Below are 12,526 nucleotides of genomic sequence, written 5' to 3'. Positions count from 1 at the left end.
GAAGATGCTGACCTGGTTGTTCGCGCTCTCAGACGAGCTGAGCATCTTCAACGTCTTTCGTTACATCACCTTCCGCACGGGCGCTGCGATGCTGACATCGCTTCTGCTCGTCTTCCTGTTCGGGCCGGCGATCATCCGGTCCTTGCGAATCCGCCAGGGCAAGGGGCAACCGATCCGCTCCGAAGGTCCGGCCACTCATCTGTTGGAGAAGCAGGGCACGCCGACCATGGGCGGCCTGATGATCCTGTTCGGCGCGACCGCCTCCATTCTGCTGTGGTGCGACCTTGCCAATTCCTATGTCTGGGTCGTCCTTCTGCTGACCCTCGTCTATGGCGGCGTCGGCCTTTACGACGACTACCTGAAGGTCACCCGCCAGACGACCGCGGGCTTCCGCGGCCGCATCAAGCTGGTGATTGAGGGGATCGCGGCGCTTCTCGCCGCCGGCGCCATCTCCTATCTGGCCGCGCCTTCGCTCACCAACGAGGTGGCCATCCCCTTCCTGAAGGACGTCACCATCGATCTCGGCTGGTTCTACGTACCCTTCGGCGCCTTCATCATCGTCGGCGCGGGCAATGCCGTGAACCTGACCGACGGCCTCGACGGGCTCGCCATCGTGCCGGTGATGATCGCATCCGCGACCTTCGGCTTCATCGCCTACCTCGTCGGCAACGCCGTCTTCGCCGACTATCTGCAAATCCACTTCGTCCAGGGCAGCGGCGAGCTCGCCGTGGTGTGCGGCGCCCTAGTAGGCGCCGGCCTCGGATTCCTATGGTTCAACGCGCCGCCCGCCCAGATCTTCATGGGCGATACGGGCTCCCTGGCGCTTGGCGGCGCCATCGGCACGGTGGCGGTCGCTATCAAGCACGAGATCGTGCTGGCGGTGGTCGGCGGGCTATTCGTTCTGGAGGCGGTTTCGGTGATCGTTCAGGTCACGTCGTACAAATTGACCGGCCATCGGGTCTTTCGCATGGCCCCCCTCCATCACCATTTCGAGCAGAAGGGGTGGAAGGAATCCACCATCGTGATCCGGTTCTGGATTATCGCCGTCGTGCTCGCCATGGCCGGTCTCGCGACGCTCAAATTGCGTTAGGGTCGAACAATGATTCCCATCGATATCTTCACGGGCCGCGACGTCGCGGTCTTCGGTCTCGGCGTGAGCGGCATTGCCGCCGCCAAGGCCCTGAGCACGGGCGGAGCCCATGTCTTCGCCTGGGACGATCATCCGGAGAAGCGCTGGAAGGCGGACGAGCAGAATGTCCAGACCGGCGATCTCTCGACCGCCGACTGGTCGCGGTTCGCAGCCCTCATCCTATCGCCGGGCATCCCGCTGACCCATCCCACGCCCCATTGGATTGTGAAGAAGGCCCAAGAATCCGGGGTCGAGATCATCGGCGATACGGAGCTTTTCTTTCGCCAGCGCGAGGCGGAGGGCAGCAATGCCAAGGTCATCGTCGTCACCGGCACCAACGGCAAATCGACCACCACCGCGCTCACCGCCCATCTCCTGCGGGAGTCGGGCCGCAACGTGCAGGAAGGCGGGAATATCGGCCGGGCGGTGCTCGATCTCGAGCCCTTCGCCGACGATGCGATCTACGTGCTGGAGCTATCGTCGTTCCAGATCGATCTGACACCCTCGCTGCACCCCAACGCAGCGGCGCTCCTCAATATCACCCCCGACCATCTCGACCGTCACGGTAGCCTCGAGAACTACGCTGCCATCAAGGCGCGGGTCTTCGAGAAGATGGGGGAGGGCGACACCGCCGTGATCGGCGTCGACGATCCGGAGACCCGCAAGATTGCCGAGAGCCTGACCGGGCCCTACGCCGTGAAGCAGATCAGCGCCGAGCACGAGGTCCCCGAGGGCGTCTATGCGGAAGACGCGGAGCTCTTCGAGATCGGCAACGACAAGCGGGGCGACGAGGTCAGCATCGAAGGTATATCAGCGCTCCGCGGCGTCCATAATTGGCAGAACGCTGCCGCGGCCTACGCGCTCGTGCGCAGCCAGGGGCTCACCTTGCAGGAGGTCGAGCTGGGCTTGCGCACCTTCCCGGGCCTGTCCCACCGCATGCAGCTCGTGGGCAAGCTGGGCCGGCTCCTCTTCATCAACGATTCCAAGGCGACCAACGCCGATGCGGCCGGCAAGGCGCTAGCCGCCCTCGACAATATCTATTGGATCGTCGGCGGACGGGCCAAGGAAGGCGGATTGAAGGGGCTGGATCGCTACTACGAGAAGATCAACAAGGCCTATCTCATCGGCGAGGCTGCCGAGGACTTCGACAAGGCGCTCGGCGACGATCTGGAGCACACGATTTCGGGCACCCTCGAAGAAGCCCTGAAGCAGGCGACGGAAGATGCCATCGCCGCCGCAAATCCGCACGAATCGGTGGTTCTCCTGTCGCCGGCCTGCGCGTCCTACGATCAGTTCGACAATTTCGAGAAGCGCGGCGAGGCCTTTATCGACGCCGTTCTCGCGATCGACGACGTCATCCCCGCCGATTCCGATGGAGACGCCCCCGAATGAGGCTCGCCCGTGCCGACCGCAGCGTGCTGAGCGACTGGTGGTTCACTGTCGACCGCCTGATGTTCTTCGGCATGCTGCTGTTGATGGCGGCGGGGCTTCTGCTCTCCTTCGCGGCCAGCCCGCCCATGGCGGCGCGGTACGATCTGGAGCCGTTCTACTTCGTGCGCCGCCACGCGATGATGATTCCACCCACGATCATCGTCATGTTCGCGGCCTCGACCCTGTCGCCCAAAATGATCCGGCGCACCAGCCTCGTGATCTTCCTGATCGGCATCGTCATGATGCTGCTCACCCTCTGGGTCGGCTCGGAGGTCAAGGGCGCCCAGCGTTGGCTGCAGATCGGATCCCTGTCCATCCAGCCGACGGAGTTCGTGAAGCCCGCTTTCGTTGTACTCGTCGCGTGGCTGTTCCACGAGCACCAGACCCGCCGCGACGTGCCCGGCATCGAGCTGGCGGTGTTCTTCTACATACTGCTCGCCACGCTCCTCGTGCTGCAGCCCGACTTCGGCCAGACGCTCCTCGTCACGCTCGTGTGGGGCGGCCTGTTCTTCATGGCCGGCATGGATCTCGTCTGGATCGCCGCCCTCGGCATCGTCGCCATCGCCGGCCTCACGGCGAGCTATTTCCTGGTGCCTCACGTGGCATCGCGCATCGACCGCTTTCTCGATCCGCAATCGGGCGACACCTATCAGACCGACCGCGCCATCGAATCCTTCCTGCAGGGCGGCTGGTTCGGCCGCGGACCGGGGGAGGGCACCATCAAGACCGTGCTGCCCGATGCCCATACCGACTTCATCTTCGCCGTTGCGGCGGAGGAATACGGCATCGTCGCCTGCATGGTGCTTGTGGCCATGTTCGCCTTCATCGTGATGCGCGGCTTCGCCAAGGCGGCCAACGAGCCTGACGGCTTCATTCGCCTCGCCATCGCCGGCCTCGTGATGTTGTTCGGCTTCCAGACCCTCATCAACCTGTCGGTGAATGTGGGCCTCCTGCCGGCCAAAGGCATGACCCTGCCGTTTATCTCCCATGGCGGCACCTCGATGCTTTCCATGGGTCTCACGGCGGGCTTCATTCTGGGCCTCACCCGCAAGCGCCCGAAGGCCGCCCAGCGCCCCGCCCGGGACCGGAGCCACGAGCAGCAAGAGAACGATGTGCGGGAGCAGGCGGCGTGACCGGCGCGCCCGACACGGAAGACAAGCTTCATGACGACCGGCCGTTCCTCCTGGCGGCCGGCGGCACCGGCGGTCATCTCTTCCCCGCCGCCGCCTTGGCCGAGGAACTGAAAACCCGCGGCTACCCTGTCGAGCTCGCCACCGATCTGCGCACCGAGAAATACGCGATCGATTTTCCCGCCCGCGCCATCCATCAGCTGCCGTCGGCGACCGTGAGAGGCCGCAATCCCTTCAGCCTCGCCAAGACTTTCGCCACCCTCGGCATGGGCTATGTCGGCGGCCTCGCCATGCTCCGGCGGGTGAAGCCCCGCGCCGTCATCGGCTTCGGCGGCTATCCGACATTGCCGCCGGTCATCGCCGCGCGGACCCTCGGCATCCCGACAGCGGTGCACGAGCAGAACGCCGTCATGGGGCGCGCCAACCGGCTGCTCTCCAAGATCACGAGCAGGGTGGCGCTCACCGTCTCGCCCACCAAGAAGATGAGCGAGGACGCTGTCGCCAAGTCCACCGTGACGGGAACACCGGTCCGCAGCGCCGTCCTCGCCTATCGCGATCAGCCCTACGACCCGCCGACCGCGGACGGCAGGCTGCTCCTGCTCATCTTCGGCGGAAGCCAGGGCGCCCATTTCTTCTCGGAGGTCTTTCCGGCCGCGCTGCCGCTTCTGCCCGACGCCATGCGCGATCGGCTCACCATCGTGCAGCAGACCCGGGAGGAGGATCTCGATGCCACGCGAGCGGCCTACGAGGAGGCCGGCATCGCCGCCCATCTCGCACCGTTCTTCCGGGATCTGCCCGAGCGTATCGCCAACGCCCATCTGATCTGCTCCCGGTCGGGCGCCTCAACCGTGAACGAGATGATGGCCATCGGCCGGCCCGCGATCTTCGTGCCGCTGCCCCATGCTCTTGACAACGATCAGCTTGAGAATGCTACTCGGCTCGCCGAAAAAGGCGGTGGCTGGTGTTTGCCTCAAAGCGAGCTGACGCCGGAGCGTCTGGCGGCGGAGCTGAAGAGCCTGTTCGACGATCCGGACCGCCTCGCGGCGGCCGCCGCAAAGGCCCATGAAGCGGCGACGGTGGATGCGGTCGCCCGGCTTGCCGATTTCGCCGAGGCGCTCGCCGCCGCCGAAAGCCACGCGAGCGCTTGAGCCGTCGAGTGCTGATGCGCTTCATCCGAACGAAGGGACACGTCTAACGCCATGCGCCTGCCTCCTCCGGAGAAGACCGGCCTCTTCCACATTGTCGGCATCGGCGGCATCGGCATGAGCGCCATCGCCGAGGTGATGCACACCCGCGGCTATCGCGTCCAGGGCAGCGATCTGAAGGACAGCGGCAATCTGGAGCGGCTGCGGCAGAAGAACATCCGTTGTCTGATCGGCCACGATCCGGAGAACGTGAAGGGCATCGGCTATCTCGTGATCTCCAGCGCCGTGAAGCCGGGAAACCCGGAATTCGAGGCGGCGCGGGAGCAGGGCATCCCGATCATCCGCCGTGCCGAGATGCTGGCCGAGCTGATGCGCGACCGCGCCACCGTCTCCGTCACCGGCAGCCACGGCAAGACAACCACCACCGCGATGATCGCCGATCTCCTGAACGACGGCGGTCTCGACCCCACCGTGATAGCCGGCGGTATCATCAACGACTGGGGCACCAATGCGCGGATCGGCGAGGGCGAGTGGATGGTCGTCGAGGCCGACGAATCCGACGGCACCTTCGTCAAGCTGCCGACCCAGATCGGCGTCGTCACCAATATCGATCCGGAGCATATGGATTATTGGGAGACCACGGACCGTCTCCACGGCGCCTTCGAGCAATTCATCGATGCCATCCCGTTCTACGGTCTCGTCGTGGCGGGCATCGACCATCCCGTGGTCCGCGCCATGCTCGCCCGCCTCGGCGGCGCGGCCAACGGGCGCCGCGTGCTGACCTACGGCGTCTCGCGCGATTCCGATATCCGCATGACCAATCTGCGCACGGAAGGTCGTTCCATGGTCTTCGACGTGGAGCTGGGGCGCGAGGTGCGCGGCGGGCCGAACCGCTATCCCGACGTGACCCTGCCGGCGCTGGGCCATTACAACGCCCTGAACGCCCTGGCCGCGATCGGTGTCGGCATCGAGACCGGCCTCAGCGAAGCCCAGATCCGCGACAGCCTGGGCGCCTTCTCCGGCGTGAAGCGCCGCTTCTCTCTGGTCGGCGAGTGGAACGGCGTCCATTTCTACGACGACTACGCTCACCACCCGGTGGAGATCGCCGCCGTGCTGCGGGCCGCCCGCTCCGCCGATGCCGGCCGCGTCATCGGCATCATGCAGCCCCACCGCTACACACGCCTCCAGAACCTGTTCAACGAGTTCTCCGCCTGCCTGGATGATGCTCATACGGCGATCGTGACACCGGTCTATTCCGCAGGCGAAGCGCCCATCCCGGGCATCGACCGCGACGAGTTCGTGGCGAGCCTGCGCCGGCATGGCCATGCCCATGTCATCCCCGTGGATGACGAAGAGAGCTTGGCCGCCACCATCGCCAATGAGGTCGAGCCGGGGGACATGGTCGTGGGGCTCGGCGCCGGCACCATCTCCGAATGGATGGCGAACCTGCCCCGGCGGCTTGCCGAGCGAGAGGGCGGGGCCGGAGGAAAGCCGTGAGTGAGACAGTTACCGGCGGTCTCGCCGCCGAGATCGCCCAGTCCATGCCCGAGCTGCGCGGCCGTTTGATACCGGAAGCGAGCCTTGCAGAGCTGACCTGGTTCCGCGTCGGGGGACCGGCGGAGGTGCTCTTCACGCCGGCCGACGAGGCCGACCTCGCCTACTTCCTGAAGCGCCTGCCGGCGGACGTGCCCGTCACCATGGTGGGGCTCGGCTCGAACCTCCTGGTCCGCGACGGCGGCATCCGGGGTATCGTCATCCGCCTGGGCAAGGGCTTTGGCCAGATCGAGCTGCAGGGCGCCGACCGCCTGCGTGCCGGCACGGCGGTGCCGGACGTGAAGCTCGCCCGCGCCGCGGCGGACGCCAGTATCGCGGGCCTCTCCTTCTACCGGGGCATCCCGGGCTCCGTAGGCGGCGCGCTTCGCATGAACGCTGGCGCCCATGGCACCGAGACCAAGGACGTGCTGGTCGAAGCCAGGGCCGTCGACAGGAACGGCGAAATCCACGTTCTGTCCGTCGCCGAGCTTGACTACACCTACCGCCATTGCGGTGCGCCGGAGGATCTCATCTTCTCCGAAGGCCTGTTCCAGGGCCGCCCCGGCGATCAGGCCGAAATCCTGGCCGAGATGAACGAGATCGCCAACTACCGGGAGGAGGTGCAGCCCATCAAGAGCCGCACCGGCGGAAGCACCTTCAAGAACCCTGCCGGCCACAAATCCTGGCAGCTCATCGATGCTGCCGGCTGCCGTGGTCTGGAAGTGGGCAACGCCAAGGTCTCCGAGCTCCATTGCAACTTCCTGATCAACGAAGGCGGCGCCACCGCCGACGATCTGGAAACCCTGGGGGAGACGGTCCGCGCCCGGGTGAAGGAGTCGAGCGGGGTCGATCTTGATTGGGAGATCAAGCGCCTCGGGACTCGCGGATAAAAATTTCGCCCGTTTCTGCCTCTTAAGTCACCGAATCCGTTGTCAGATTCCCGCCTCTGGCGTAGACCGGAGGGGGAGGTGATTCGCTTATTGATTCGGCATCGATAAGCAATTGGCGATGGGGGATATCCACAATTGAGCGAAGGCGGGGCCCATAACGCAACCCATGTTGCAGTTTTGATGGGTGGCATGTCCGCGGAGCGGGAGATTTCCTTGCGTTCCGGCGAAGCCTGCGCTCACGCCCTTGAGGAAGAGGGCTATCGCGTCACCAAGATCGATGCAGGGCGCGATGTCGCAAGCCGCATCGTCGAAACCGCCCCTGATGTCTGCTTCAACGCGCTGCACGGCCGTTTCGGCGAAGACGGCTGCGTGCAAGGCATCCTCGAGACCTTGCAGATTCCCTACACCCATTCCGGCGTGCTCGCCTCGGCCCTTGCCATGCATAAGGAGCGCGCCAAGGCGTCCCTGAAGGCCGGCGGCGTGCCCGTCGCCGAAAGCCTGGTCCTGCCCCGTCTGGAGGCGGCTGAGCGCCACGCCATGAAGCCCCCCTATGTCATCAAGCCTGTGGCCGAAGGGTCCAGCGTCGGCGTCTATATCGTGCGGGAGGATCAGGAGCATCCGCCCCAGGAGCTTTACAGCGCCGATTGGGGCCATGGGGACGAGGTGATGATCGAACGTTTCATCCCCGGCCGGGAGCTCACCTGCGCCGTGATGGGCGACGAGCCCCTGGACGTCATCGAGATTTGTCCGGCGCAGAAATCCGCCTTCTACGACTACGAGGCGAAATACGCCGCGGGAGGCTCCGATCACGTCCTGCCCGCTAAACTTTTACCAAATGTTTACCAGTTGGTACGGAAGCTGTCGGTAGCGGCTCATCGGGCACTGGGCTGCCGAGGGGTTAGCCGCTCGGACTTCCGCTACGACGATACAGCGGGGGGCTCCGGGGGCCTTATCTGCCTAGAAGTTAACACCCAGCCGGGAATGACATCCACGTCGCTCGTGCCCGAGTTGGCGGCGTATAGCGGACGCTCCTTTGGCGAGCTGGTCCGCTGGATCGTGGAGGACGCGTCGTGCAATCGCTGAACTTCTGGCCCCTGCGGCCGAGACAGCAAGGCGAGACCAAGGCCGACCCGCTATTTCAGCGGGCGATCGTGCCTCCGCGCGGCCGTAGCCTCACCACCATCAAGGTTCCGAATTCACGCGAGGTGCGCCGGGTCGCGTCGCGCCGGCTGCGCCGCATCGAGCTGGCGTCGAGCCGCAGGCAGCGCCCGTGGCGTCTCTTCGCTCTCGTCTTCGTCGGGCTCAGCGCGACCTACGGCCTGTGGTCCGGCGGCCAGGTCCAGAAGCTCTATGAGCAGGCCGAGAACGGTGTCGGCGCCATGGCCGTCGCGGCAGGGCTGGGCGCACAGCGCATCGTGCTCGAAGGCCAGCAGCATGCTTCCGATGCCGAGATCGCCGGCGCCCTCGGGGCGAACTCCAACACCATCCTCCTCGGCTTCGACACCGCCGCCGCCAAGGAGCGGCTGGAGCAGGTGCCGTGGGTGAAGCATGCCCAGGTCATGCGGCTGCTGCCCTCGACCCTGAAGGTCGTGATCGAGGAGCGCACGCCCTTCGCCATCTGGCAGAACAAGGGCAAGACCTACGTGGTGGATGCCGACGGCGCCGTGCTGGCCCCGGCGATCCCCGACGCCTATCCGAGCCTTCCCATCGTGGTGGGCGAGGGGGCGGCCAAGAACGCCTCGGAGCTGCTGGCGACCCTCGCCATGTTCTCCAACCTCGAAGACCAGATGCTCGCGGCCATTCGCGTTGGCGATCGCCGCTGGAATCTTAAGCTCCTCTCGGGGCTCGATGTGATGCTGCCGGACGACAATATCGGCCAGGCGCTCACGGCCCTCACCGACCTGGACGACCGGCGCGGCATCCTGAACCGCGACATCGCCAGCGTCGATCTCCGCTTGGCGGACCGGGTGACGGTCCGCCTCCACGAAACACCTCGGAGTCCGGCCGGCGGGCCACCCGGCCAGGGCTCCGAACTGCCGACGGCGAGCACGATCGCAGCGCCGCCGAAGGGAAGCACGTAACGCGACATCGATTGAAGCAATGGGAACGGCCTGATCGCGATCGGGCCATTTTGGATCAGGTAAGACTTGGATGCGGCATCCAATCATAAATAGGGGAAGGCGACCGCGCATCGTGACCGTGCTCGATTTGGGCACGAGCAAGATCGCGTGTCTGATCGCCAAGGCGAAGCCCGCCCCCGATTGGCTGGAGACCAACGAGCCCATGCAGTTCGAGCTGCTGGGCTACGGGCATCATCGCGCCGAAGGTTTGAAGGGCGGCCTGATCGTCCATCTCGACAGCGCCGAGCACTGCATCCGCTCCGCCGTCGACGAGGCTGAGCGCATGGCCGGCGTCACCGTCGAGGACGTCCACATCGCCGTGACCTGCGGCCGCCTGAAGAGCGACAGCTTCTCCGCTTCCGTCGCGCTGCCCAACGGCGTGGTTCGCGAAGACGACATCATGCGCATTCTGGCCGGTGCCCGGCAGTACGCCGGCCGCGATGGCCGCACCGTTCTGCACGGCCTGCCGACCAGCTACGGGCTCGACGACAACGCCGGCATCCACGATCCGGTCGGCATGTGCGGCGAGCGCCTCAAGATCGATATCCACACCGTCACCGCAGACGACGTGGCCATGCGCAACCTCATGCTCTGTGTGGAACGCTGCCACCTCAACATCGCCGCTCTTGTCGCCGCTCCCTACGCCAGCGCGCTCTCCGTGATCACCCATGACGAAGCGAAGCTCGGCGTCGCCTGCCTCGACCTCGGCGCCGGCACCACGACCCTGTCGGTCTTCGCCGACGACCACCTCGTCCATGTCGATGCCATCGCCATGGGCGGCTACGGCATGACCACGGATATCGCCCGCTCGCTGTCGACGCCGATCGAGCATGCCGAGCGCCTCAAGACTCTCCATGGCAGCGTCTTCGCCACCGAATCCGACGAATGCGAGATCATCACCTATCCGTCCGTCGGCGACGTCCAGAACCGCAATCTCAACCAGATCACCAAGGGCGAATTGTCGGTCATGATCCGGCCGCGCATCGAGGAGATTCTGGATCAGATGCGGCGGCGCCTGGCGTCCAACGGACATGCTTCCGAGGCCGCCCAGCACATCGTTCTAACCGGTGGGGGCAGCCAGCTCACCGGGTTGAGCGAGCTCGCCTCGAACATGTTTGGCCGTCCCGTGCGCCTTGGCCGTCCGCGCAAGCTGACCGGCGCGCCGGAGACCGGTAGCGGCCCCGATTTCTCTGCGGCGACTGGATTGCTGTTTCAGTGGGCGCGGGATGATGACCGGCTGGCGAGCCGGGCAGAGCAACGTTTTCTCGGAACGGGTACAGGGTATTTCGCCTGGGTAAGCGAATGGATCCGGGACAACTTTTGACGATGTCACACCAAACGGCTCTTACGCGAAAGGGCTTAAGTCGCTTCGGAAGGAGCCAGACATGACAGACACACCTCACACCGAAGAGGATCGGAACCGCGACATGACTATCAATCTCAGAGTCCCAGATACGACGGAGCTCAAGCCGCGCATCACCGTGTTCGGTATCGGTGGGGCCGGCGGCAACGCCGTGAACAACATGATCGCCAAGGGTGTGCAGGGCGTCGAGTTTGTCGTCGCCAACACGGACGCCCAGGCCCTGACCAGCTCGGCCGCCGAGCGCCGCATCCAGATGGGCGCCAACGTCACCGAAGGCTTGGGCGCAGGCTCGAAGCCGGAGATCGGCTCCGCGGCCGCCGAAGAGGCCATGGCCGACATCAAGGCCCACCTTGCGGGCTCCCATATGGTGTTCATCACCGCCGGCATGGGCGGCGGCACCGGCACGGGTGCGGCCCCGGTCATCGCCCGCGCATCCCGCGAAGAGGGCATCCTGACCGTCGGCGTCGTCACCAAGCCGTTCCAGTTCGAAGGCGTGCGCCGTCTGCGCTCCGCAGAGCAGGGCATCAAGGAGCTTGAGCAGTACGTCGATACGTTGCTCGTGATCCCGAACCAGAACCTGTTCCGCATCGCCAACGAGAAGACCACCTTCGCCGACGCCTTCGCCATGGCCGACGATGTGCTGCGCTCCGGCGTGTCGTGCATCACCGATCTGATGGTGAAGGAAGGCCTCATCAATCTCGACTTCGCCGATGTGCGGACCATCATGGCCGGCATGGGCAAGGCGATGATGGGCACCGGCGAAAGCGATGGCGAGCGCCGGGCGGTCGATGCCGCCGAGCAGGCGATCTCCAACCCGCTGCTCGACGATATCTCCATGCGCGGCGCCAGCGGCCTGCTGGTTTCCATCACCGGCGGCAACGACCTCACCCTCTTCGAGGTCGACGAGGCGGCGAGCCGGATCCGCGCAGAGGCCGACGAGGAAGCCAACATCATCGTGGGCGCCACCTTCGACGACCAGCTCGACGGCCGCATCCGCGTCTCCGTCGTTGCGACCGGTCTCGGCCCCGTGGAGATGGAGGAGATCCTCAGCGAGACCCTCGAGGACAAGCCCACGCTCACCCAGCGTCTGGCCGGACTCGGCAATAACCCGAATCCGTTCAAACCCGAGCAGGACATGCATGCGGGCCAGCCTCAGGCCAAGCGCGACGACGCTTCCGAGCCTCCGGTCTGGCAGGCCCCAGGCAACGTCACCATCGAGCGCCGTCCGGCTCCGGTCGCACCGCAGAAGGATCCCGCTCAGCAGAAGCAGGCCGCGCCTCAGCCGCAGTTCAAGCCCGCACCGCCTGCGTCCGGTCCGCGGAATCTCCGCCGCATGCCCAATGTGGAAGAGTTTCCCATCGTGGCCCAGAAGGAGCTGAAGGCCCGCTCCGGCGAGCAGCCCCAGCAGGGGCTCGATGCCCATAAGCGCAAAGTCGGCTTCCTGGAGCGTCTGGCCGGCGTCGGTCGCGGTCTTGCCGGCAGCGAAGATGAGGACACGGGCGAGAAGCGTGAGCCGGATTTCGGCGCCAACGAGCCTCGCCCTCGTGCCTCCCAGCCTGAGGCTCATCAAGGGCAGCGTCCACAAGGCGAGCGTCCGCAGGGCGATCGTGCTCAAGGCGAGCGTCCCCAGGGTGCAGCCCCGGTGGCGCCCATGCCCAAGCGCGAGGAGCCCGCTCCGCGCCCGCAGTCACGCCCGGCAGCGGAGAATCGCCCCGAGCCCGAATCGGATGATTCCGATGATGAGCTCGAGATTCCCGCCTTCCTGCGCCGTCAGGCAAACTGATC

10 protein-coding genes are annotated in these 12,526 nt (G+C 65.6%); all 10 read left to right on the top strand.

The window, feature by feature from the left end:
* Window positions 1-4: 4 nt before the first annotated feature.
* Entirely contained in the window at window positions 5-1,090 is a 1,086-nt protein-coding gene (gene mraY, locus A7A08_RS04080; RefSeq protein WP_069094194.1) for a phospho-N-acetylmuramoyl-pentapeptide-transferase, read from the top strand.
* A gap of 9 nt (window positions 1,091-1,099) precedes the next feature.
* On the top strand, window positions 1,100-2,521 hold the full coding sequence (gene murD / locus A7A08_RS04075) for a UDP-N-acetylmuramoyl-L-alanine--D-glutamate ligase (protein WP_069094193.1): 1,422 nt from the start codon (window positions 1,100-1,102) through the stop codon (window positions 2,519-2,521).
* Window positions 2,518-3,693 carry a putative lipid II flippase FtsW gene (ftsW, locus tag A7A08_RS04070; protein ID WP_069094192.1) on the top strand — a complete coding sequence of 392 codons (1,176 nt, stop codon included), beginning with the start codon at window positions 2,518-2,520 and terminating at the stop codon, window positions 3,691-3,693. Before murD ends, ftsW begins: the two co-directional genes overlap by 4 nt.
* A complete protein-coding gene (gene murG / locus A7A08_RS04065) occupies window positions 3,690-4,838 on the top strand; it encodes an undecaprenyldiphospho-muramoylpentapeptide beta-N-acetylglucosaminyltransferase (RefSeq protein ID WP_069094191.1) in 1,149 nt (382 codons plus the stop codon). Before ftsW ends, murG begins: the two co-directional genes overlap by 4 nt.
* A gap of 51 nt (window positions 4,839-4,889) precedes the next feature.
* On the top strand, window positions 4,890-6,332 hold the full coding sequence (gene murC / locus A7A08_RS04060) for a UDP-N-acetylmuramate--L-alanine ligase (protein ID WP_069094190.1): 1,443 nt from the start codon (window positions 4,890-4,892) through the stop codon (window positions 6,330-6,332).
* Window positions 6,329-7,258, top strand: a complete 930-nt coding sequence (murB, locus tag A7A08_RS04055; protein WP_280948634.1) for a UDP-N-acetylmuramate dehydrogenase — start codon at window positions 6,329-6,331, stop codon at window positions 7,256-7,258. Before murC ends, murB begins: the two co-directional genes overlap by 4 nt.
* Before the next feature lie 135 nt (window positions 7,259-7,393).
* Window positions 7,394-8,341, top strand: coding sequence for a D-alanine--D-alanine ligase (locus A7A08_RS04050; protein WP_280948632.1), 948 nt, complete (start codon window positions 7,394-7,396; stop codon window positions 8,339-8,341).
* Entirely contained in the window at window positions 8,329-9,339 is a 1,011-nt protein-coding gene (locus A7A08_RS04045; RefSeq protein WP_069094188.1) for a cell division protein FtsQ/DivIB, read from the top strand. The genes A7A08_RS04050 and A7A08_RS04045 overlap by 13 nt, the downstream gene beginning before the upstream one ends.
* A gap of 112 nt (window positions 9,340-9,451) precedes the next feature.
* Window positions 9,452-10,702: a cell division protein FtsA gene (gene ftsA, locus A7A08_RS04040; RefSeq protein ID WP_245290794.1), complete on the top strand. Its 1,251-nt coding sequence runs from the start codon at window positions 9,452-9,454 to the stop codon at window positions 10,700-10,702.
* 103 nt (window positions 10,703-10,805) lie between these two features.
* A complete protein-coding gene (gene ftsZ, locus A7A08_RS04035) occupies window positions 10,806-12,524 on the top strand; it encodes a cell division protein FtsZ (RefSeq protein ID WP_069094318.1) in 1,719 nt (572 codons plus the stop codon).
* The last annotated feature ends 2 nt before the right edge of the window (window positions 12,525-12,526 follow it).

The organism is Methyloligella halotolerans, from assembly GCF_001708935.1.
GTDB classification, from domain to species: domain Bacteria; phylum Pseudomonadota; class Alphaproteobacteria; order Rhizobiales; family Methyloligellaceae; genus Methyloligella; species Methyloligella halotolerans.
The sequence above is the reverse complement of the archived record's forward strand: the minus strand, read 5'-3'. Positions and strand labels throughout refer to the sequence as shown.